The organism is Streptomyces inhibens (assembly GCF_003389455.1).
In the GTDB taxonomy this organism is placed as follows: domain Bacteria; phylum Actinomycetota; class Actinomycetes; order Streptomycetales; family Streptomycetaceae; genus Streptomyces; species Streptomyces inhibens.
Genome location: NZ_QUAC01000136.1, coordinates 1 through 22,091, shown reverse-complemented (window position 1 = coordinate 22,091; position 22,091 = coordinate 1). Strand labels below are relative to the sequence as shown.

The following is a 22,091-nucleotide window of genomic DNA, read 5'->3' as shown; positions in this document are numbered from 1 at the left end:
CGGCCGTGGGCCGCCGCCCCCGCCGTCGACCGCCCGGACACCCGCCCTGCCGCCCGCCCCGCCGCTGCGGCGGGAGAGGTGGCCCGGCGCATCGCCGCGGTCTGGTCCGAGGTGCTGTCCGTGCCGTCGGTGGGCCACCAGGACAACTTCTTCGACCTGGGCGGCAACTCACTGCTGCTCTCCACCCTGCACAGCCGACTGCAGACGGCGCTGGGGGTCGAGCTGCCGATGCGGCGCATGTTCGAGCACCCCACGGTCGCCTCCCTCGCGGACTTCCTGGCTGGGCAGCGCACCGGCGCCGCCGCCCCCGGCGCCGCCCCCGCCGACGAGAGCTTCCGGCAACGGGCCGCCCGGGCCCGGCAGAACCGTCCGCCGCTGCGTGATCGAAAGGTTCGGTGACCGATGAGCGACGAGGACACGATCGCGATCGTCGGGCTTTCCTGCCGCTTCCCCGGCGCACACGACACCGCGCGGTACTGGGCCAACCTGCGGGCGGGCACCGACAGCATCAGCCGCTTCGGCACGGACGAGCTGCGTGCCGCCGGGGTCGCCCCCGACCTGGCGCGCCGGCCCGACTACGTGCCGGCCCGCGGTGTGCTGGGAGCAGGCGACCGGTTCGACTGGGTCTTCTTCGGCTACAGCCGTGCCGAGGCGGCCCGGATCGATCCACAGCAGCGGGTCTTCCTCGAATGTGCCGCCACCGCGCTGGACGACGCGGGCATCGATCCGCGGCGCTTCGCGGGCTGGATCGGCGCCTTCGCCGGCTGCGACGCCGCCCCGCCCCCGCAGGACGACGGTGGTGACGTCCTGGGCCGGCTGCTCGGCCGGGAGAAGGACTACCTGGCCACCCGGGTGGCCTACAAGCTGGGCCTGCGCGGGCCGGCCATCACCGTGCAGTCCGCCTGCTCCACCTCCCTGGTGGCCGTGCACACCGCCTGCCGCAGCCTGCTCGCCTACGAGTGCGACGCGGCGCTCGCGGGCGGCGTGGCGCTGTGGCTGCCGCAGACCAGGGGTTATCTCTACCAGGAGGGTCACATCCTCTCCCGGGACGGCCGCTGCCGGCCGTTCGACGCGGACGCCACCGGCACCGTGACGAGCAGCGGCGCCGGCGTCGTCGTCCTCAAGCGGCTGGCGGACGCGGTGCGTGACGGCGACCGGGTGGTCGCCGTGATCCGGGGCTCGGCCGTCAACAACGACGGCAGCGAGAAGATCGGGTTCACCACACCGGCCTTCGCCGGGCAGCGCGACGTGATCCTGCTGGCCATGGCGCAGGCGGACGTCGATCCGCGCGACATCCGCCACGTTGAGGCGCACGGCACCGGAACCCGGGTCGGCGACCCGATCGAGGTGGGCGCCCTCGCCGCGGCCTTCGAGGGCACCGGCGAGCCGGCCGAGCGCTGCTGGCTCGGCTCGGTCAAAAGCAACCTCGGGCACACCGGTGCGGCCTCCGGGGTGGCCGGCCTGATCAAGACCGCGCTGATGCTGCATCACCGCGAGCTGGTGCCGACCCTGCACTACCGGGCCGCCAACCCCGAAATGCGGTTGGCGGAAACCCCGTTCAGGATCTGCGCGGAGCGGCGCGCGCTGCCCGCCGAGGGCCCGCTGCTCGCCTCGGTCAGCTCCTTCGGCATGGGCGGCACCAATGCGCACGCGGTGCTGGAGGCGCCGCCCCTGGAGGACCGTCCCGCGCCCAGGTCCATGCCGCGGGTCTTTGGCCTGTCGGCGGCGACACCCGCGGCGCTGGCCGAACTGCGCGAGAACACCGCCCAGTTGCTGAGCGGCGAGACCGCGCCCCGGCTGGACGACGTGGCCCGGACGCTGGCGGCCGGGCGCCGGCTCCACCCGCACCGCGTGGCGCTCCAGGCCACCGACCCGGGCCAGCTGGCCGCGGCGTTGCGCGGCGACGCCACCGCGTCCCAGGCACGTGGCGATGGCCGGGTGGCGTTCCTCTTCCCCGGGCAGGGCTCGCTGCGGCCCGGCGTCGGGCGAGCCGCCCACGAGCTGCTTCCGCGGTTCCGGGAGGTATTCGAGGAGGCGGCGGACCTCGTCGGCCGGCGGTTCGGCGTCGAGCTGAACACCCTGCTCGACCCCGACGCCGACGCCCGCTGGACCACCGACACGGAGCATCAGCAACTGGGCCTGTTCGTCCTCGGCTACGCGCTCGCCCAGCAGTTCCAGGCCTGGGGCGTGACGCCGGACGCAATGCTGGGGCACAGCCTGGGCGAGTACGTGGCGGCGACCTGCGCCGGAGTCTGGCAGCTGCCGGACGCGCTCTCCCTGATCCGGGAGCGCGGCCGGGCCATGCGGGCGACCGCTCCGGGCCGGATGCTGGCCCTGCCGCTGCCGCGGGACGAGGTGGCCGCACTGCTCCGCGCCGAGCCGTCGCTTTCCTGGGCGGTGGACACCACCGATCACGCGGTGCTGTCGGGCGAGGCGGACCGGATCGAGGCGCTGCACGAGTCGCTGCGCGAGCGCGGGATCGGCGGCCGGCTGCTGGCCACCGAACGGGCCTTCCACTCCCCCCTGATGGAACCCGCCGTCGAACCGCTGCGGCAGGCGGTGGCGGCGATCAACGCCCAGGCCCCCGGGCACCGGTTGGTCTCCAACCTCACCGGTGACTGGATGCGGGCCGAGCGCGTCGGCGACCCGGACTACTGGGCCGACCAGCTGCGCGGGACCGTGCGGTTGACAGCGGGTTACGGCACGCTGCTGGCGGACGGCTGCGACGTCTTCGTCGAACTGGGCCCCGGCGCCTCGCTCTCCCGAGGGCTGCGCCGCCATGCCCGGTGGGACCCGGCGCTGCTCTCGCTCCCGCTGCTCGGCCACTCACCGGAGCAGGAGCGCGCCACCCTGCTCCAGGCCCTGGGCGAACTCTGGCAGCGCGGTCTCCCGGTGCCGTTGGACGAGCTCGCCACCGAACCGGCGGCGCGCGCGTGCGCACTGCCCGCGCACCCGCTGGAGCCACGGGAGTGCGAGGATGCGGCGCCGAAGGCCGCTCAACGGCAGCGCGCCGTCGCGCGGTCGGCCGCGCCGAGGGCCGAGACGGGACCGGTGTTCGAGCGCTGGGTGCAGCAGCCGGCGGCGGAGGCGGGACGGCACGATCTGGTCATCGTGCTCGGCGAGCCGGGCCCTTGGCACCGGGGTCCGTTCCTCAGGGCGCTGCACACCGCCGCGGCGACCGTGCTGCCGGCTCCGGCTCAGGCACCGCTCCCGTGCGACGTCACGGCGCTGGACGCCGTGTTGCGTCGGTTCCCGGAGCAGGCGGGGGCCGATCCGCTGGTGGTGGTCGAGTGCGCGAGGCCGGCCGACGAGGCGTTCGTGGACCGGCTGGACGCGCTGGCCGACCGCGCGGCGGCCGCCGGCGCGAGGCTGGCCGTCATCGCTCGCGACGCGTCCCGGTTCCCCGGCGCGGCCGGCGCGGGTCCGCTGACGGCCTGGGCCGAACACCGCCAACGCGGAGGCGGCGCCGGTTCGGTGTGCGTCCTCGACCCGGGCCCCGGCGAGTTCCCCGAGCTCCCGCCGGTGACCTCGACCGACTCCGCGCTCTACGCCTGGCGGCACGGGCAGTGGTGGTCTCACGGACCCTGCGCGCTGCCGGACGGCACGGCCTCGCCCCCGGTGTCCAAGCAGCCGGTGCTGGCGCTGCTGGGCGCCGACCCGGCCGCCGCCACGCTGGCCGCCGACCTCGCGGCCGACGGTCTCGCGATCGGCGCCTTCGCCACCGTCGACGCCGGCCCCACCACTGACGGCCGGGTCATGGCCGAGGAGTTGGCCGACACGCTGGACTGGCAGGGCGCCACGGCGCGGTTGTCCCAGCGCCCGGAGCTCAACGCACACCTCAACGCCTACTGCGCCGGCCTGATCGCCCGCTTCGTCCACGGCGCGGCGCGGCTGACCGCCGGCGGCGAGATCGACGGGGACGAACTGCGTCGGCGAATCGACCCCGAGAACCGGCTGCCGGGCGTGGTCGACTTCTTCCTGCGGACGCTGGCGGCCGAGGAGTGGCTCTCGGCCCGGGCGGACGGCTTTGTGGTCACCGAGCAGCTGGCGCCGCGACTGGCCGCCGCCCTGGAGCGGGGCGGCGAGCTGTCCGAAGTCCCGGGCCTGCGGCTGATGCTGGACGAGGTCGCCGAGGCCCTCCCGGAGGTCTTCACCGGTCGGCGTGAGCCGGTCTCGGTGCTGTGGCCCGGCGGGGACGAGACGCTGCTGCGCAAGCGCCTGCGGGACAACCAGCTGGCCGTCTACGACGCCGAGTCGTGCCTGAACGCCATGGTGGCGGCCGTGCGTTCGGTCTGTGCCGACCGCCGTGGGCCGGTGCGGGTGCTGGAAGTCGGCGGTGGTCACGGTGGGTTCACCTGGCGCCTGCTGGAGCAGTGGGCGGACCGCGGCAAGGTCGACTACCACTTCACCGACGTCAGCCCGCTGCTGGTCCGCAAGGCGGCCGCCCGCGCCGACGAACTGGGCCTGTCCGGCTTGCGGTTCAGCCCCTTCGACATCACCAGGGACCCGGTCGGACAGGGACTCGCCCCGGGGACCTTCGACCTCGTGGTCGCCTACAACGTGGTGCACGTGGCGCCCCAGGTGCGGCCCGCGTTGGACCGTCTGGGGCGGCTGCTGCGGAACGACGGGCTGCTGTGCATGGTGGAGTTGACCCGCATCCCGCTCTGGCACGACCTGCTCAACAGCCTGGCGCCCGGGTGGTGGGACTTCGACGACGACCTGCGCCGGGAGTCGATCCACCTGGACACCGGCTCCTGGCGACGGGCCCTGAGCGAGACAGGCTTCGCCGAGCCGGTGGTGCTGCCGGCCGCGGCGGACACCGACCACTCGCTGATCCTGGCCGGGTTGCGGGAGTCCTCCCCCTCGTCCGACGCGGACCCTGCGGACCCGGGCGCGCCGGCGGCCGCCGGGCTGCTCCGTCAACTGCCGGACGCCGCGCCCGATGCGGTGGTCTTCCTGGCGAACTCGGCCACGCCGCAGGCGACCGCGGAGCTGTGGGAGCGGCTTCAGGCCGTGAAGCAGGTCCGTCCCGCCTGGGTGGTGAGCCAGGATCCCGATCCGGCCGACACCTGGCGGGCCACCGACGCCCGCCGCCGGCTCGACCCGCCGGACGGCGCCGCGCACCCGCCCTGGCGCCACCTGCGGGTCCCTCGGCTCGACGCCGAACACCTGGGCTGGCTGCCCTCGTTGGTCGGCCGACCGGGCCTGCCCGCAGTCTTCCGGGTGTCCGGGGGAACCTCGCGCGCGGCGGACCTCGCCGAGGCCGTCGGTACGGTCGGCACCGGCGGAAACGGCGAGCCGACGAACGCGGCCGGTCCCCGACAGGACAGTACCGCCGACAGCCCTACTCGACCCGACGACACGGAAGCGGCGTTGGCGCAGCTGTGGTGCGAGGTCCTGGGGCTGCCGAGGGCCGCCCAGGACGACGACTTCTTCGGCCTGGGCGGGGAGTCTCTGATGGCCGTCTACTTCCTCTCCCAGCTGCACGAGCGCCTGGGCCTGCGCCTGCCGATGTCCTCCTTCGTGGCGACTCCCACCTTCGGGCAACTCCTCTCGGCGGTCCGGCTGCTGCGCCCGGAGCCGTCCGCCACCGGCGCCCCGGCCGGCGAACGGACGGCCACCGCCACCCCGCCCACTCTGCTGGCCTTCCGCACCACCGGTAGCAGGGCTCCGGTCTTCTTCGTCGCGCCGGCCGCCGGTAGTTCCCTGTGCTACCGCGAGCTGGCGCACCTGCTGGGCGAGGACCAGCCCTTCTACGGCGTCGACTCCCCGGGTCTCTACGACGGCAGCAGGCCGCCGCGCAGCTTCCAGGAGCTGGCGGCCCGGCATCTCGCGGCGATCCGGCAGGTCCGTCCGCACGGTCCCTATGTGCTCGGCGGGTGGTCGGTCGGTGCGATGGTGGCCCACGAGATGGTCCGCCAGCTCCACCGACTGGGCGAGAAGGTGGAGTTGCTGGTCTGCGTCGACGGCGTACTGCCGAACACCAACGGGCGGCCGGTCGGCACGGTGCCCGCGCACCTGACCCGCAACCTCTGGTACCACCTGCAGGCCAGCCTGGGCAGTCGACGCGGCACCGGCCTGGGCAGGACCATCGCGCTGACCGCGAGCGCCGCCGCCGGACAGGTCGACGGAGCGCCGGACTTCGTCCGGGTCCACAACGCCGGCATCCGCGCGATGCTGAAGTACCGTCCGCGCCCGGTGCCCTGCCCAGCGGTGCTGCTCAAGACCGGCCTGACTCCGCCGCAACTTGCCGCGCTGGGCGAGCGGTTGGCACCGCTCTACCCCGCCGGCCTGCGGGTCAGGCCGACGGGCGGCGATCACTGGACGGTGCTGGACCGCGAGCACGTCCACCGCCTGGCCGAGGCCATCGACGAGGAGCTGACCCGGGCCGCGCCGCTCGACCAACCGGCGGGCCCCCAAGTGGCGGGCGCATGTTGACAAGCCGCAGGCCACCCGGCCGTGGCGTCGCCGCGCTGCTGGTCGCCGAGGTGGTCTCACTCACCGGCTCCCAGCTCAGCGCGGTGGCGCTGCCCTGGTTCGTGCTGACCAGCACGGGCTCGCCGTCCCAGATGAGCTGGGTGATGGCCGCCCAGTTCGCCCCCGTAGCGATCTTCGGTCTGGCGGCGGGGAGTTGGGCGGGCCGCGTCGGCGCCCGACGGTGGATGATCCTCTCCGACCTCTGCCGGGCCGTGCTCACCGCGCTGGTGCCCGTCCTGTACGCGCTGGGAGCGCTTCCGCTGCCCCTGCTGCTCGTACTGGTCTTCGGCATCGGCACCTTTTTCGCCCCCTACCTGGCCAGCCAGCAGGCCGTGCTGGCCGGGGTGCTGGGCGAGGACGAACGCACACTGGCCCGGTCGGGCTCGCTGCTGCAGAGTGCCACCCGGACCGCTGTGCTGCTGGGACCGCCGGCCGCCTCGGCACTGATCCTGTTGCTGGGCGCGCCCGGCGTCCTGCTGCTCGACGCCGCCTCCTTCCTGGTGGCGGCGGCCCTGGTGCGCTGGGCGGTGCCGGTCCTGCCGCGCGAGGGCGGCGCCGCGATCCGCGGCAGAACGCGCGAGGGGCTGGCCGTACTGCGCCGCGACCGGCTGCTGCGGTACTGGACGGTGGGCACGCTACTGACCGAGTCGGCCTGGCAGGCGCTCTTCGCGGCTGTCCCGCTGCTCGTCCAGCTGCGGTTCCACAGCAGCGTGGGCATGGTGGGCGTGCTGCTCGCGGCGTTCGGCGGTGGCGCGCTGGTCGGCAGCCTGCTGGCCACCCTCTGCCTGCGCCGCGTCAGCGCCCTGTGGCTGGCGACGGCCGGCAAGCTGCTGCAGGCGCTCGCTCTGGTTCCGCTGGCCCTCGGTCTCCCGCAGTGGGGCCTGCTCCTCGTGCTCGCGCTCTCCGGCGTCTTCAACGGCCTGACCAACGGACCAGCGGCGGCCGTCCGGCTGCTGCGGATCCCCCCGGAGCTGCGCACCCTGGTGCTGTCCGGCATCATGACCGCCACGCTGCTGGGCGGGACGATGGGGCTGGTCGGCATCGGGGTCTCCTTCCAGGCGTTCGGCACCCAGACGCCGCTGACGGCCATCGTCGTGCTGCAGCTCGTCGGCACCGCACTGTTCCTGTGCGGCTCGCTGCGGCCGTCCGCGCGGAGGGACTCCCCGGCGCCCACCGCCGACCCAGCCACGGCTTCCGCCACCGCCACCGAGCCGAGCTGAGTCCGGCTCACTCCCAACCCCCTTTACCAGCCTGCGGTCCACGTGTTATTTGCTTGAAGCGATCCCTCCAACTTCGAGACGGATACGCTGCGCGCCTGTTGGATACTCCTCGACCATGTGCCATGATCCAAAAGGCGGTGACGACGCGTCTCGCCGCTGACCGGGGGCGGCGATCGTGGGGGGCGTATGTCTCAGTCCGGCGGCCTTCAGCTGCGCGTGTTCGGGGCGATGGCGGCGCAGCTCGGCGACCGCGAACTGCCGCTGGGTCCGCCGCGGCGCCGCGCGCTGCTCGGTCTGCTGCTGATCCGGCTGGGCCAGACCGTCTCCACCGGCCAGCTGGTCGAGGAGCTGTGGGGCGAGCGCCCGCCCCAGCATGCCAAGGCCTCGCTGCAGAGCTACGTCTCCCACCTGCGCACCGCGCTGACGCCTAAGGCCGCGCCGAGCGGCTCGGAGAAGCTGGTGCGGCACGTCGCCTCCGGCTACGTGCTGGAGCTGGACGAGAACCAGGTCGACACCTATCGCTTCGAGCAGCTGGTCGCCCGGGGCCGCCGGCTCCAGCGCGATCGCGAGTTACCCGCCGCCCGCGCAGTGCTCACCGAGGCGCTGGCACTGTGGCGCGGCACGCCGTACGCCGATCTGACCGAGTATGGGCCACTGGCCGGGGAGGGCGCCCGCCTGGAGCAGGTCCGGCTCACCGCTGTGGAGACCCGGGCCGACGCCTGCCTGATGCTGCGGCAACCCGAGGCGGTCGTGGCCGAGTTGGAGCGCGAAGCGGGCAAGTACCCGCTGCGCGAGCGCCTCGTGGGGCAGCTGATGACCGCGCTGTACCGGCTCGGCCGGCAGGCCGAAGCACTCTTCGCCTACGAACGCACCCGCACCAGCCTGCTGGAGGAGCTCGGCGTCACCGCCAGCGAGGAGCTCCAGGACCTGCACGGCGCGATCCTCCGCCAGGAGCTGGAGCACGCCGGCAGCCCGCCCGGCGAGGCCGAGCCGGCCTGCGTCCATGAGCGCGCCCCGGCTCTGCCCGCCTTCGCCGAGACGCCGAGGCCCCGCGGGTTCGCCGGGCGGGAGGGCGAACTGCTCGAACTGCGCTCACTGGTGACCGACACCGTCGGCGGCGAAGGGCGCGTGGCGGCGGTCCTCGGCGAGGCGGGGATCGGCAAGACCCAGTTGCTGCTGGAACTCGCCGCGCCGTTGAAGAACCGGGAACCGGACGTGGTGTGGGGCCACTGTTTCGCCGGCCAGGGAGTCCCGCCGTACTGGCCGTGGGCCGAGGTGCTGCGTCAGCTGTCGGCGCAGCACCCCGAGGCCTTCGGCGCCGCCTCCGCGCGCTTCGGCGCCTCGCTGGCGCCGCTGATTCCCGAACTGCTGCCCAGCGCCGAGCAGCAGTCGCCGGAGGGCGGCGGCGCCCAGGAACGCTTCCGCACCTACGACGCGGTCTGCGAGGTCCTGCTGGCGCTGGCCGACCGGCGGCCGCTGCTGCTCCTGCTGGAGGACCTGCACTGGGCCGACGCGCCCTCCCTGGACCTGCTGCGGCTGCTCACCACCCGCCAGCACGGCCGGCCGCTGGGCATCGTGATGACCGCCCGGGACACGGACATCGGGACCGATCCGATGCCGGCCCAGAAACTCGGGGAGGTACTGCGCGACCCGCGCACCGAGCCGCTGCGGCTCGGCGGCCTGTCCGAGGCGGAGGTCGGCGCGCTCGTGCGGAGCAAGGCGGGCTCGGGCGTGGCCGCCGCCGTGACCAGCGCACTGTACGAACGTAGCAACGGCAACCCGTACTTCGTCTCCCAACTGCTCTCGCTACTGGGCGGCGCCAAGGGACTGCACGATCCGCACGCCGCCCGCCTGCTGTTCACTCGGGTCCCGTCCGGGGTACGCGAGGTGCTGCGCCAGCGGTTCGCCACGCTGCCCGCCAAGGTGCTGCGAACCCTGCGGACCTGCGCCGTGCTGGGCACCGACGTCGANCCCTGCGGACCTGCGCCGTGCTGGGCACCGACGTCGACCTGCAGTTGCTGAACGAGATCGCCGGCGAGGACCGGTCCACCAAGGCCTCCGTCGAGTCGGCGGTGCGGGCCCAGTTGCTGCGCGCCGACGCGCGGCATCCCGACCGGCTGCACTTCACCCACGCGCTGGTCCAGGAGACGCTCTACGAGGAGTTGGCCCAGGACCAGCGCGCCCTGCTGCACGCCCAGGTCACCCGCACCCTGCTCGACCGGTCCTACGTGCCGGAGGAGGACGTCGAACAGGTCGCCCACCACGCCTGGGAGGCGGGCTGCGAGCTGCCGGCGAAGGAGGCGCTGCCCTCGCTGCTTCGCGCCGCCGAGCAGGCGGAGCAGCGGCTGGCCTACGAGCAGGCCGAGACCTGGCTGCGCCGGGCGATGTGCCTGCTGCGCGAGCTGCCCGCGAACTGCCGCACCACGCCGGAGCTCGACCAGCGCCTGCAGATCCAGCTCGGACAGGTGCTGGCCACCATCCGCGGCTACGGCGACGCCGAGGCGGAGGTGGCCTTCAACCGCAGCCGCGAGCTCAACGCCGTCACGGGCACGCCCGACCGCCCCTCGGTGCTGTGGGCGCTGTGCGCCGCGCACCTGGTCACCGGGCGGTACGAGGAGTCCCTGGCGTTCTCCGGTCGGCTGCGGGAGATCTCCAAGAGCGATCCGGACCCGGTGGCGGTGCTCGGCGCCGCGTACGGTCAGGGCATTGTCCTGCACCTGCGCGGTCAGCTGCCGGCGGCGCTGGTCGAGCTGGAGCGGGGCGTCAGCGCGGCGGATCGTTTCTGCAGCGGTCAGGGCAGCACGCTGGCGAAGGCCTTCCAACACGATCCCCGCGTCTCCTGCCGGACCTACGACGCATTCACGCACTGGCTGCTGGGCGATCGGGCGGCCGCGATGGAGCGCCGCGAGGAGTTGCTCACGCTGGCCGGCCGCGACAGCCGGCCCTCCGACCGCGCGTTCGCGCTCTACGTGGATGCGGTCCTGGCGGGCCTGGAGGGCGACATCGACCGGGCGGAGCGGGCCGGCGCGCTGGGCGTGGACGTGGCGGCCGAGGCCGGGCTGCGGTACTGGAAGGCGATGCTGGAGATCTGCCTGGGCTGGGCCTCGGCGCACACCGGCGACAGCAACGCCGGGATCGCGCGGATCCGCGCGGCCCTCGCCGTGCTGCGCACCACCAGGACGCTGTTACGGCTCCCGTTGCACCTGGGCTTCCTCGCGCAGGCCCAGCACCAGGCGGGCCGACTGGCGGACGCCCAGGTCACGCTGCGGTCGCTGGTCGCGGAGGTGGAGCAGCGCAACGAGCACGTCTACCTGAACCCGCGGCTGCCCGCGGCGCGTCTGTGCGCCGAACTCCTGGGGCCGGACGCCAGGGTGCGGTAGGGGCCCGGGGCCGGCCGACCATGATCATTAGCGATGCGAGAAGTCGCGAGAGGCAGGCCCGGAAAACGGTCAAGGGCCCTGCTCCACTCTCGTGAAACAAGGCCCTGACCTGCGACAATGGAGCGAACTCCAGTCGGGACGACAGGATTTGAACCTGCGACCCCTTGACCCCCAGTCAAGTGCGCTACCAAGCTGCGCCACGTCCCGGTGCCCGATCCGGCCGGGATGTTCCCGGTTGACCGCGCACGAGAACAATACCGCATGTCAGAGGGTGGGTGCTGCCATATCCGGGCGCCCCGGCGCGGACGACGGGACAGGCGGGATGAGTACCCGTACTCATGCGCCGCTGTCACCGTGCCGCCACGCTACGCGCATGACTACTCCATCGATTCAGCGGCCGACGACGACGGCCTTTTTCGTGCAGGCCGCGGTCTCCTTCGGGCTGTCGCTGGCGGCACTGATGATCGGGATCATCAAAATGCCGGTGGGGCCCTGGGAGCGCGGGTTTCTCGCCCTCGGCCTGGTTTTTGTGGTGTCCTCGGCGTTCACGCTGGCCAAGTGCGTACGCGACCGCCAGGAGGTCGAGGAGGTGACGAACCGGGTGGACAAGGCCCGGATCGACAAGCTCCTCATCGAGCAGGACGTCTTCAAGCCGGGGCAGATCTGACCCTGCGGGGTCCGGCCCCGGCGACCTCGGGCCGCGGATCTCCGGGTCCGCGGCCCGACGCTTGACCTCAAGGGCGCTTGAGGTTGCAGGCTCTGTCGTATGACGCACGCGACGACGCACGTGATGACAGAACCGGCGACCGGATCGACGACAGAAGTGGCCGCGGACATTCCGGCGGCACTCCCCACGCACACCGGCCGCCCCATCGAATTCGCCGAACTGCCGGCCCTGATGAGCCTGATGACGGGCGATGAGAAGCACGGCCCGGCCGCCACCTCCACGCTCGATGCCCTCTGGGTCCTCTACGACCGGGTGCTACGGGTCTCCCCCGGCACCGTCGCCGACCCGGAGCGGGACCGCTTTCTGCTCTCCAAGGGGCACGGCCCGATGGCTTACTACGCGGTGCTGGCCGCCAAGGGCTTCTTCCCCGTCGACTGGCTGCCGGGCTTCGGCTCGTACGACTCGCCGCTCGGCCACCACCCCGACCGGCAGCTGGTGCCCGGCGTCGAGATCGGCAGCGGGTCACTCGGGCACGGACTGCCACTGGCCGTCGGCACCGCCCTCGGACTGCGGGCACAGGGCCGGCCGGGACCGGCCGTATGGGTGCTGATCGGCGACGCCGAACTCGACGAGGGCAGCAACCACGAGGCACTGGCCTACGCGGGCGCGGCGGGTCTGGACCGGCTGCACACCCTGGTCATCGACAACTCCTCCGCCACGCATGGATGGCGCGGCGGGATCGCCTCCCGTTTCGAGAGCGCGGGCTGGTCCGTGGCCACCGTCGACGGCCGCGACCACCAGGCGCTGTACGCGGCCTACAACGCGCCGCACCCGGGCCGTCCGCATGCGGTGATCGCCCGCGTCGAGCCCAAGAACGCCTGACCGCTGCGCTCCGGGGTTCGCCCCCCGTATACCGACCAAGACTTCGAGAGGGTTTCAGTGATGGACACCATGCGTGAGCGTTTCGCCTCGGTCACCTCGCGGCTGCTGGACGAGGACCCGCGACTGGCGGTCGTTCTCGCCGACATCGGCGTGGACGGCTTTGCCGGGGCGGCCCGGCGGCATCCGGAGCGGGTGGTCAATGTCGGCATCCGGGAGCAGTTGCTGATCGGGGTGGGCGGCGGGCTGGCGCTCACCGGGCTCCGCCCGATCATGCACACCTTCGCCAGCTTCCTGGTGGAGCGCCCCTTCGAGCAGGTGAAGCTGGACTTCGGCCACCAGGGCGTGGGCGGGGTGCTGGTGAGCGCCGGCGGCTCCTACGACTGGCCGAGCGGCGGCTTCACCCATATGGCGCCCGGCGATATCGGCCTGCTCGACACGCTCGACGGCTGGACCGTGCATGTTCCCGGCCACCCCGACGAGGCCGAGACGCTGCTGCGGCACGCCGCGGCGGCCGGTGACGACAAGGTGTACGTCCGGCTGTCCGTACAGGTCAACGCCGCGCCACGGCCGGTGGACGGGGTGGGCTTCCGGACCGTGCGGGAGGGGCGCGGCGGGGTCGTGATCGCCGTCGGTCCGATGCTGGACAACGTGCTCGCCGCAACCGAGGGGCTGGATGTGACCGTGCTGTACGCGACGACCGTGCGGCCCTTCGACGCCGCCGGGCTGCGCGCCGCGACCGGGGCTGCCGATGCCGCGGACGTGGTGATCGTGGAGCCCTATCTGGCGGGGACCTCGACACGCTTCGCCAACGAGGCGCTGGAGGACCGGCCGCACCGGGTGCTGGGGCTCGGCGTCGGCCGCCAGGAGCTGCGCCGTTTCGGACAGCTCGACGAGCACCTGGCGGCGCACGGCCTGGACCCGCGCGGCCTGCGCGAGCGGATCGCCGGGTTCGTTCCGGCACGGACCGGGCAGTAGGGCCCGGCACGGACCGGACACCAGGGTCTGTCCGGAGCGGCACCTCAGATGTGCTTGTCGAGCCAGGCCAGCAGGTCGTCGTGGACCTCGTCGCGGTTGATCTCGTTGAGGATCTCGTGGCGGGCCTCGGGGTAGGCCTTCCAGGTGAGGTCACGGGTGCCCAGGTACCGGAAGTCCTCCAGGAGTTCATGGACCAGGGTCATCCGCTGGTTGCACGGGTCCAGGTCGCCGACGGCGACATGGACGGGCAGTCCGCGCGGGATGCGGGCGAGGTTGACCGGGTCGTTGATCTTGCGGATGGCGCGTACCCAGTCGACGGCGAGGCCGGCGCAGAACGGGAAACCGCAGTCCTCGTCGGCGACGTAGACGTCCACCTCGGCCGCGTCACGGGAGAGCCACTCGTAGCCGGTGCGGTGGGTGAAGGCGTCGTTGAAGGAGCTGAAGTTGCGCGGGATGAAGGCGGAGAGCGTTTCGCGGCCGCGTACGGCGATCTCCTGCTCCAGCTCGCCGACGGCGCCGTCGATGTCCAGTCCCGGCAGAGTCCGGAAGGTGCCGGTGAGGATCAGTCCGGCCAGGTCGGCGCCGTACTCCTGGGCGTAGTCGCGGGCCAGCATCGAGCCCATGCTGTGGCCGAGCAGGACCAGCGGGACGCCGGGGTGGGCGCCGGCCGCGTGGTTGCCGATGCCCTTGAGGTCGGTGACGATCGCCCGCCAGGCGTCCTCGCCGACCACGCCGCGGCCGCCGGTGGAGGCCGCGGTGGCGCCGTGGCCACGGTGGTCGGAGGCGATCACGCCGTAGCCGTGCCCGGTCAGGAAGCGGGCGAAGCGGTCGTAGCGCCTGCCGTGTTCCGCGGCACCGTGCGCGATCTGGACCAGGGCGCGCGGGTGGCCGGACTCCGGGAGCCAGGTGTAGGTGGCGATGCGGGCGCCGTCCGGGGCCTGGTGGAAGTCCTGCTGCATGGCCTGCATGGCGTCGTCTCCTGACTGCCGGGGCGGTGGCTGACGAGTCGTCGGCGCCCACTCTTCCCTCCCGGGCGGCGGTGCGCCATGGGGCGCGCGTGGCGGGGATGGCCCGGTATCGGCGCCACATGACACGATCGGCCGGTTCTTTCCCGGCGCCAGTGCCGCAACCCCCTTTCACAGGAGGATCGTTGGACACCACGGACCGTTCTGAGCACTCCCCACTGCGTCCCGCACCGCTGTCCCGCCGCAGATTTCTGCAGGGCACCGCGTCGGCCGCCGCCGCGGCGGGCCTGGCCGGGGTCGCCGCGCCCCCGGCGTTAGCCGAAGCGGCCGGTGCCTCCGGTGCGGCGGCGCTCTCCTTCACGGCCGCCACCAATGGCGCGGCCTCCCTCTCCCCGGCCGGCGACCGATTGATCGCCGAGATCCAGAACGTCCTGTGGTCGCTGCCGCGGGCCGGCGGCGACGCGGTGGCGCTGACCCCGCCCGACCTGGAGCCCACCCGCCCGGTGCACTCCCCCGACGGCCACCGGATCGCCGTCTGCGCCTACCGCGGCGGCAACTTCCATCTGTGGACGCTGGGCACCGACGGCTCCGACCTCCAGCAGCTGACCGACGGCCCGTGGGACGACCGCGGGCCGGCCTGGTCGCCCGACGGGACCCGGATCGCCTTCGCGTCGGAGCGGGGCGGCGATGCGGTGGCCGGCAGCCCGTACCGGATCTGGGTACTGGAGGTGAAGACCGGGCGGCTGACGCGGCTGACCGGGCTGCCCGGCCAGGACGGGCCCCATCAGGACGGCGCCTGGGAGGACTTCGACCCCTGCTGGTCGGCGGACGGCTCGCGGATCGCCTTCGTACGGGGGCAGGTGGCGGGCGCCGCGCTGGTCTCCCGTACGGTCGCCTCGGTGCCGGCCGACGGGCACGGTGCGGTGCGCACCGAGCACACCGAGACGGCCGCCGCCCAGGTGATGGTGCCGGCACTGTCTCCGGCCGGGCGGCTCGCCTATCTGCGGACCACGGACTATCCGGGGCCCACCTGCGCCCTGGTGGTGGACGGTGCGCGGGTCGCGGTCGACGGCGATGTGGAGCCGGTGCCGCCGCGCTGGATCTCGCGGGACGAGCTGCTGCTGACGGTCGGAGGGCAGTTCCGGATCGTCAAGGCCGATGCCCCGCAGCGGTCCGAGACCATCCCGTTCACCGCACGGCTGCCGCTGGACCGCCCCGGCTACCGCGTCAAGGACTACGGCTTCGAGCGGACGGCGGCCGGGCCGGTGCGCGGCGTGCATCTGCCGGCGCTCTCCCCCGACGGCCGCAGGGTCGCCTTCGCGGCACTCAACTCCCTGTGGCTGGCGCCCACTTCGGGTGGCGGCGCACCGCGCAGAATCGTCCGGGCCGACGCCACCCGCTATGTCCTGGCGCCGAGCTGGTCCCGCGACGGGCGTTCGCTGCTCTACGCGGACGACCGGGACGGGCTGTTCGCGGTGCGCCGCCGGGACCTCGGCTCGGGCGAGGAGACGGTGCTGGCCACCGGCGGCCGGGTGCAGCCCGCGCTGTCTCCGGACGGCGGGCGGCTGGCCGCGCTCGACATGTCGGGAAATCTCGTCGTACGGACGCTGTCCGACGGGACGGAGCGGGTGCTGGCCGCGCCGATGGGCGCCGGCGGGCTGCCCGGCCGCCCCAGCTGGTCACCGGACGGCCGCTATCTGGCGTACTGCGACCGCAACCGCCTCAACCGCCGCTTCCGCGAGGGCTACAACGTCATCCGGGTCCTCGACACCGAGACCGGGAAGGGCCGGCTGTACCCGGTCGCCGAGCATGTCTCGATCGCCGACCGCTATGATTCCGGACCCGTGTGGTCGCCCGACGGGCGCTGGATGGCGGTGATCGCCGAGTCCGCGTTGTGGGTGCTGCCGGTGCGGCCCGACGGCACGCCGGACGGGGCGCCGCGGCAGCTGTCCGACGAGAGCGCCGACCATCCGTCGTGGTCCGGGGACTCCGGCACGCTCCTTTATCTCTCGGCGGGCAAGCTGCGGCTGATCGGGGTGTCCGGCGGCGCGGCGCGGACCGTGCCGCTGTCCCTCGAACACCGCGCCTCGCGCGCCCGGGACACCGTCGTCCATGCGGGCAGGTTCTGGGACGGCACCGGCGAGGAGGTCCGCGAGGACGTCGATGTGGTGGTGCGGGACGGCCGGATCACCGCCGTGGAGCCGCACCGCCCGGCCCGGTCCGGCGCGGCCCGGCGGGTGGATGCCTCCGGGCAGACCGTGCTGCCCGGTCTGTGGGACGCGCACACCCACCCGTGGCAGACGACCTACGGCGGCCGGCAGACGGCGCTACAGCTCGCGTACGGCATCACCACCGCGGTCTCCTGCGGCGGCTTCTCCTATGAACAGGCCCGTATCCGCGAGGCCGTGGCGGCCGGTGTGCTCGCCGGACCGCGGCTGCTGACCTGCGGGGAGCTGCTGGACGGCGGGCGGGTCGCGTACAGCATGGGGCGGGCGCACCGCACCCGCGAGGGGCTGCGGCGGTCGCTGGCCCGCGGCGCGGCCCTGGACTGGGACTTCGTCAAGACGTACGTACGGGCGCCGGGCTGGGTGATGGAGGAGGCCGCGCGCTTCGCCCACGAGCGGCTCGGCGTCCGGGCCGGGAGCCATCTGCTGACCCCCGGCGCCCAGCTCGGACAGGACCTGACGACCCATTTGCAGGCGACCCAGCGCATGGAGTTCGGCCATGCCGTCTCCAGTTCCGGGCACGCCTACCAGGATGTCGAGGAGGTCTACACCGGCACCGACTTCCACCTCCTCGCCACCCCGTTCTCGGCGGGCGCGCTGCTCGGTGACGACCCGGCGCTGGCCGACGATGTGCGGGTGGGGAGGCTGATGCCGCCGTGGGACACCGCGGTGGTACGGGAGAACGCCGGACATCGGCCCACCCCGGCGCAGCTGGCCGACATCGAGACCGAAGTCGGCGTCTACCGGCGGGTGTTGGCCGGCGGCGGGCTGGTCGCGCTGGGCACCGACCAGCCGCTGACGCCGGTGGGACTGTCCCTGCATCTGTGCCTGCGGGCGCTGCACCGCGGCGGCCTCAGCGTGAGTCAGACGCTGCGCACCGCGACCGCGCTGCCCGCCCGGGTGTTCGGCGCGGAGCGGGATCTGGGGACGCTGGAGGTCGGCAAGCTCGGCGATATGACCTTGGTGGACGGCGATCCGTTCACGGACTTCGACGCGCTGGTGCGGACCTCGGCGGTGCTGCGCGGCGGACGGCTCTTCGAGCAGCGTGAGCTGGTCGGCTCCTTCCCCGCGCCCGCGACCCGCGCACTGCGGTCGTCCGATGCCGACTGGCTGGAGGTGGGCCGGCAGCAGCGCCGTGAGTCCTGCTGCGACGTCTCGCACTGACGCGCAGCGCCCTCACCGCGGCGGGGTGGGGTGGCAGGGGGTGGCGCGGTTCCGAGGGTCTGGGAACCGCGCCACATGTGTTCGCCGAACGGGGGTGGTGCGAATATTCGTCGCACTTCAACTCATCGCATGAATGCCCCCAGTTGATGTTTTATGCGCCCCGCAGTAGGTATGCCAACGGGTATTGCACGCGGTAAGGGACAGATCACGTTCCGGAACGTTCAGCGCAGACGGCACCGCCGGTGCCGTCCCGAGACGGGGCGCGACCGGCGCGGCAAAGATCGCAAAGGAGGGCTCGTCTTGCATCGCTACTTCACCGACCAGCGACATGAGGCACTCCGGCACCAGGTGCGGGACTTCGCCGAGCGCGAGGTCCGCCCCCGGATCGCGGAGATGGAGGCGAGCCGTACCGTTTGCCACGACCTTTCGCGTCGGATCGCCCGCCAAGGATGGATCGGCGCGACCGTACATCGCGCCTACGGCGGAATGGGCGCCGGACATGTCGCCAAGACCCTCATCATCGAGGAACTCTCGCGGGTCAGCGCCGCGATGGGCGCCATGGTGCAGGCGTCCCAGCTGGGCGTCGCGAAGATCGTCCACTTCGGCAACGAGGAGCAGAAGAAGACCTGGCTGCCGGCCATAGCGTCCGGTGACTGCCTGCCGACCATCGCCGTCACCGAACCGCAGTCCGGCGGCCATGTCCTGGGCATGTCCTCCACCGCGGTCCGCGACGGCGACGATTACGTCCTCAACGGCCACAAGATTTACGTGGGCAACAGCCACGTCGGCGATCTGCACGGTGTGGTCGTCCGCACCGGCGAGGGCTCCAAGGGCCTGTCGGCCTTTCTCGTCGAATCCGACAGCCCCGGCTTCCGGGTCGGGCCGCAGCAGCCCGCGATGGGCCTGCACGGCTTCAGCTTCGGCGAGCTGTTCTTCGACAACTGCCGGGTCCCGGCGGCGAATCTGCTGGGCCGCGAGGGCGACGGACTGTCCGTGGCGTACTCCTCCAGCGTGCTGTACGGCCGGCCGAATCTGACCGCCGTATCGCTGGGCATCCATCAGGCGGTGCTGGACGAGACGACGAAGTTCTGCGCCGAACGGCAGCGCTACGGCAGACCCCTGGCCGACCTCGGCAACATCAAGCTGAAGCTCGGACGCATCCAGTCACGGCTGCTGCTGGCCCGCCTGTCCGCGTATCACGCGGTCCATCTGCTGGACCAAGGGCTGCCGTGCGATGCGGAGTTGATGAACGCCAAGCTGGTCAATGTGGAGTCGGCGCTGGAGTCGGCGCGCGATGCGATGGACATCCACGCCGCGTGCGGGCTGTTCACCGACCGGCCGGTGGAGCGCTTCCTGCGCGACGCCCACCACATCTTCGCGCCGGCCGGCACCTCCGACATCCAGCTGCTGCGGCTGGGCGAACTCGCCCTGGGCCGGGCGAAGGGCGAGTGGTCCACCCGGCTCGCCGATCTGCTGCGGCTGGAGCCGTCGGAGTGGCCGGAGGAGGACGACACCACGGCGGACGACGGGGCCGGTGCGGTGGGCGAGACATCCACGGCGACGGTGCCGGGCCAGCGCACCGGTCCGGCCCGCCAGCGCTCGCGATTCGCCCGTCCGAGGTGAGCGACGGGCCCTGACCCGGAGCCGCGGCCACCGGCATCCCGCCGGTGCCACGGCTCCGGGCCTGCCGCCCGGCCCGGGGCGGTCAGGTCAGGTCAGGAGACGCCGCTCTGCCGCTGCTCCATCTGATGGATCTGCTCGACGAGTTCGGCGGCCATCGACTTGATGGTCTCCAGGCCCTCCCGCCCCCAGGGGCGCGGTTCAAGATCCACGACGCAGACGGTGCCCAGCGCCATGCCCGTACGGTCGATCAGCGGCGCGCCGAGGTAGGAGCGGATACCGATCTCGTCGACGACGGGATTGCCGGCGAACCGCGGATAGTCGCAGACGTCTTCGAGGACCAGGGCCTTGCGGCGGACGATGACATGCGGGCAGTAGCCGTGGTCCCGGTCCATCACCCGGCCCGGCTGGGCGCTGGCGGGCGCCGGTCCCAGCTCGACGGCCTGGTCCTGGGCGGGCGTGTAGAGACCGGCGAAGTACTGCCGGCGCTCGTCGATGAAATTGACCATCGAATACGGCGCCCGGGTGGTCCGGGCGAGCTTGCGCGCGAACTCGTCGAAGGCCGGCAGCGGGGAGTCGCCGATACCCAGGGCGCGCAGCCGGGCGGCACGCGCCGGGGCCTCGTCGTCCTGAGGGGTGATCAGCAGATGACGCGTCGGATCGAAGGACATGTACGGGACGCGGGAGGCGGGGTGGTTCATGGCAGCTCCGGGGTCGCGGCGAGGGCAGGGGTGAGCAGATGCTGGACGAGCGAAACCAGGATGTGGGTGGCCGAGCTGCACCGGCGGGCGTCGCAGAGCACGACGGGGATGTCCGGATCGAGGTCTATGGCACTGCGGACCTCGTCCGGGTCGTAGTGGTAGGAGCCGTCGAACTCATTGACGGCGACGATGAATTGGATGCCGCGCCGCTCGAAGAAGTCGACGGCCGCGAAGCACTGGTCCAGGCGCCGGGTATCGGCGAGGATGACCGCACCGAGCGCACCGTTGGACAGCTCGTCCCACATGAACCAGAAGCGCTGCTGCCCCGGCGTCCCGAAGAGATAGAGGATGTGCTCGGGGGTGAGGGTGATCCGTCCGAAATCCATGGCGACGGTCGTGGTGTTCTTGTCCTCGACGCCCGCCAGATCGTCGGTGTCGACGCTGATCTGGGTGAGGAGCTCTTCCGTACTGAGCGGCTCGATCTCGCTCACCGCTCCGACGAAGGTCGTCTTGCCGACCCCGAAACCGCCCGCGACCAGGATTTTGAGCGCGGCGGGAAAGAGGTCGGGCGAGGGATCCCCCTGGGGTCGGGGGTCACAGTCGTTTGCGAAGTCCATTCAGCACCGCCTCCAGCAGGGCTCGGTCGGTACGGGACGCGGCCCCTGCCGAAACGGCCGCGGGGGCCCGCGCGGTGAGCGCCCCGCAGTCGACGAGGTCGGCGAGGAGCACTTTGGTGACCACGGCGGGCAGCCGTATGTGGGCGGCGATCTCGGCGACCGAGACGGGCCCGCCGCACAGCCCCAGCACCTGGGCGTAGTCGGGGCCCTGGCAGGCGACGGGCCGGCGGCCGGTGGCCATCACCATGGTCAGCAGGTCGAAGTGCGCCGTCGGACGGGTCCGGCCGTTGCTGATGGTGTACGGGCGGACCAGCCGGCCCGCCGCGTCGTCGTACCACGGTTCCCCGCCCTGCCGCCGTCGGCGACGCACGGTCATGGTCAACGACCGCCCGCGGGCGCTTGTTGACGCGCGGGGGTGGACAGATACGAGCGGACGCTTTTGACCAGCATCGACATCTCGTAGCCCAGCACCGCCACATCGGCTTCGCGCCCGGCGAGCACGGCCAGACAGGCGCCCGATCCGGCGGTGGAGACGAACAGGAAGGTGGATTCCAGCTCGACGACGACCTGTAGGACGTCGTCGCCGTCACCGAAGCGCACACCGGCGCTGCGGGCGAGGGAGTACAGGCCGGAGGACAGGGCCGCCATGTGGTCGGCGCTGTCCGGGTCGAAGCCATGGGCGGCCTTGACAAGGCCGTCCGAGGACAGCAGGAGCGCGCTCCGGGCGTGCGGCACACGCTGTACGAGCCCGGTCAGCAGCCAGGACAGATCGGTGTGCTGGCCTCCCTGCAGCTGCGAATGTGCCTGCGCACGCACATCACTCACCATGGTTGCGGTCGTCTCCTCGGGGGCGGGCCATCGGGGCGTCGTGGTCACGGTCGTAGAGCAGGTCGTTGCCGCCCAGGCTGCTGGTGTCGCCGCTCTGGGCCAGGCTGGTGCCGTTGGTGCCGGCGGAGTAGCTGTCGTCGGCGAGGCTGAAACCGCGCCGGAAGGCAGCCATCAGACCGGGGTCGTGCTCGGGCTCCGGGCCCGTACGGGGCGTCGCGGACGGCAGGATCGGGTCGCCGCGCAGCTCGGGGACGAGGTGCGTCTGCTTGCGCCGCCGGGGCAGCCGCGGGCGGGCACCGTTGTCCACGGCGGGCGGCGGCGGAGGCGGCAGCACGACCGGGCCGGGGTCGGCGGGGCGGCCGGCGGGGGC

Annotated in this window: 13 protein-coding genes, 1 tRNA gene and 2 pseudogenes; 9 read left to right on the top strand and 7 right to left on the bottom strand. The window is 72.9% G+C overall.

Annotation, left to right across the window (positions count from 1 at the left end):
• The 4 genes and pseudogenes from DY245_RS17390 to DY245_RS48285 form a co-directional block, all read left to right on the top strand.
• On the top strand, positions 1–399 hold a 399-nt coding region (locus DY245_RS17390; protein WP_244943099.1), incomplete at its 5' end, for an acyl carrier protein.
• Positions 400–402: 3 nt separating this feature from the next.
• Positions 403–6,438 (top strand): type I polyketide synthase, encoded by a 6,036-nt coding sequence (locus tag DY245_RS17385; RefSeq protein WP_128508172.1) that lies wholly within the window; start codon positions 403–405, stop codon positions 6,436–6,438.
• Entirely contained in the window at positions 6,432–7,697 is a 1,266-nt protein-coding gene (locus DY245_RS17380) for an MFS transporter (protein ID WP_128508171.1), read from the top strand. The genes DY245_RS17385 and DY245_RS17380 overlap by 7 nt, the downstream gene beginning before the upstream one ends.
• A 186-nt stretch (positions 7,698–7,883) precedes the next feature.
• Positions 7,884–9,667, top strand: a pseudogene (locus tag DY245_RS48285) (ATP-binding protein); the annotation flags it as partial.
• 1,543 nt (positions 9,668–11,210) lie between these two features.
• Here the strand turns inward: DY245_RS48285 and DY245_RS17365 are convergent.
• Positions 11,211–11,284 (bottom strand) — tRNA-Pro (locus tag DY245_RS17365).
• Positions 11,285–11,450: 166 nt separating this feature from the next.
• On the opposite strand from DY245_RS17365, the gene DY245_RS17360 reads away from it, so the two are divergent.
• From DY245_RS17360 to DY245_RS17350, 3 genes are all read left to right on the top strand, one after another.
• Positions 11,451–11,744, top strand: coding sequence for a YiaA/YiaB family inner membrane protein (locus DY245_RS17360; RefSeq protein WP_181923728.1), 294 nt, complete (start codon positions 11,451–11,453; stop codon positions 11,742–11,744).
• A 231-nt stretch (positions 11,745–11,975) separates the two neighbouring features.
• Positions 11,976–12,626 carry a transketolase gene (locus tag DY245_RS17355; RefSeq protein ID WP_128508174.1) on the top strand — a complete coding sequence of 217 codons (651 nt, stop codon included), beginning with the start codon at positions 11,976–11,978 and terminating at the stop codon, positions 12,624–12,626.
• Between the two features lie 60 nt (positions 12,627–12,686).
• Positions 12,687–13,601, top strand: a complete 915-nt coding sequence (locus DY245_RS17350) for a transketolase family protein (RefSeq protein ID WP_128508167.1) — start codon at positions 12,687–12,689, stop codon at positions 13,599–13,601.
• A 44-nt stretch (positions 13,602–13,645) separates the two neighbouring features.
• Here the strand turns inward: DY245_RS17350 and DY245_RS17345 are convergent, their stop codons facing one another.
• Positions 13,646–14,569, bottom strand: coding sequence for an alpha/beta fold hydrolase (locus tag DY245_RS17345; RefSeq protein WP_128508166.1), 924 nt, complete (start codon positions 14,567–14,569; stop codon positions 13,646–13,648).
• A 182-nt stretch (positions 14,570–14,751) separates the two neighbouring features.
• Between DY245_RS17345 and DY245_RS17340 the strand changes: the two genes are divergently transcribed.
• Both DY245_RS17340 and DY245_RS17335 read left to right on the top strand, forming a co-directional pair.
• A complete protein-coding gene (locus tag DY245_RS17340; RefSeq protein WP_244943098.1) occupies positions 14,752–17,955 on the top strand; it encodes an amidohydrolase family protein in 3,204 nt (1,067 codons plus the stop codon).
• 300 nt (positions 17,956–18,255) lie between these two features.
• Positions 18,256–19,578, top strand: a complete 1,323-nt coding sequence (locus DY245_RS17335) for an acyl-CoA dehydrogenase family protein (protein ID WP_128508164.1) — start codon at positions 18,256–18,258, stop codon at positions 19,576–19,578.
• A 92-nt stretch (positions 19,579–19,670) separates the two neighbouring features.
• Here DY245_RS17335 and DY245_RS17330 read toward each other — a convergent pair whose 3' ends face one another.
• From DY245_RS17330 to DY245_RS17310, 5 genes and pseudogenes are all read right to left on the bottom strand, one after another.
• The gene (locus DY245_RS17330; protein WP_244943097.1) at positions 19,671–20,276 is read right to left on the bottom strand and encodes a GAF domain-containing protein; all 606 of its coding nucleotides are present in this window, start codon (positions 20,274–20,276) and stop codon (positions 19,671–19,673) included.
• Positions 20,273–20,893, bottom strand: a complete 621-nt coding sequence (locus DY245_RS17325; protein ID WP_128508163.1) for a GTP-binding protein — start codon at positions 20,891–20,893, stop codon at positions 20,273–20,275. Before DY245_RS17325 ends, DY245_RS17330 begins: the two co-directional genes overlap by 4 nt.
• Positions 20,871–21,269 carry a DUF742 domain-containing protein gene (locus DY245_RS17320; RefSeq protein ID WP_128508162.1) on the bottom strand — a complete coding sequence of 133 codons (399 nt, stop codon included), beginning with the start codon at positions 21,267–21,269 and terminating at the stop codon, positions 20,871–20,873. The genes DY245_RS17325 and DY245_RS17320 overlap by 23 nt, the downstream gene beginning before the upstream one ends.
• Before the next feature lie 2 nt (positions 21,270–21,271).
• Positions 21,272–21,721 (bottom strand): roadblock/LC7 domain-containing protein, encoded by a 450-nt coding sequence (locus DY245_RS17315; protein WP_128508161.1) that lies wholly within the window; start codon positions 21,719–21,721, stop codon positions 21,272–21,274.
• A pseudogene (locus tag DY245_RS17310) lies at positions 21,711–22,091 on the bottom strand (ATP-binding protein); the annotation flags it as partial. The gene DY245_RS17315 and the pseudogene DY245_RS17310, both read right to left, overlap by 11 nt.

What these genes read in the sequence shown, in the direction of transcription:
- DY245_RS17385 (WP_128508172.1), top strand. Translation starts at nt 403, where the DNA reads ATGAGCGACGAGGACACGATCGCGATCGTCGGGCTTTCCTGCCGCTTC.
- DY245_RS17380 (WP_128508171.1), top strand. Translation starts at nt 6,432, where the DNA reads ATGTTGACAAGCCGCAGGCCACCCGGCCGTGGCGTCGCCGCGCTGCTG.
- DY245_RS17360 (WP_181923728.1), top strand. Translation starts at nt 11,451, where the DNA reads ATGACTACTCCATCGATTCAGCGGCCGACGACGACGGCCTTTTTCGTG.
- DY245_RS17355 (WP_128508174.1), top strand. Translation starts at nt 11,976, where the DNA reads ATGAGCCTGATGACGGGCGATGAGAAGCACGGCCCGGCCGCCACCTCC.
- DY245_RS17350 (WP_128508167.1), top strand. Translation starts at nt 12,687, where the DNA reads ATGGACACCATGCGTGAGCGTTTCGCCTCGGTCACCTCGCGGCTGCTG.
- DY245_RS17345 (WP_128508166.1), bottom strand. Translation starts at nt 14,569, where the DNA reads ATGCAGGCCATGCAGCAGGACTTCCACCAGGCCCCGGACGGCGCCCGC.
- DY245_RS17330 (WP_244943097.1), bottom strand. Translation starts at nt 20,276, where the DNA reads ATGAACCACCCCGCCTCCCGCGTCCCGTACATGTCCTTCGATCCGACG.
- DY245_RS17325 (WP_128508163.1), bottom strand. Translation starts at nt 20,893, where the DNA reads ATGGACTTCGCAAACGACTGTGACCCCCGACCCCAGGGGGATCCCTCG.
- DY245_RS17320 (WP_128508162.1), bottom strand. Translation starts at nt 21,269, where the DNA reads ATGACCGTGCGTCGCCGACGGCGGCAGGGCGGGGAACCGTGGTACGAC.
- DY245_RS17315 (WP_128508161.1), bottom strand. Translation starts at nt 21,721, where the DNA reads ATGGTGAGTGATGTGCGTGCGCAGGCACATTCGCAGCTGCAGGGAGGC.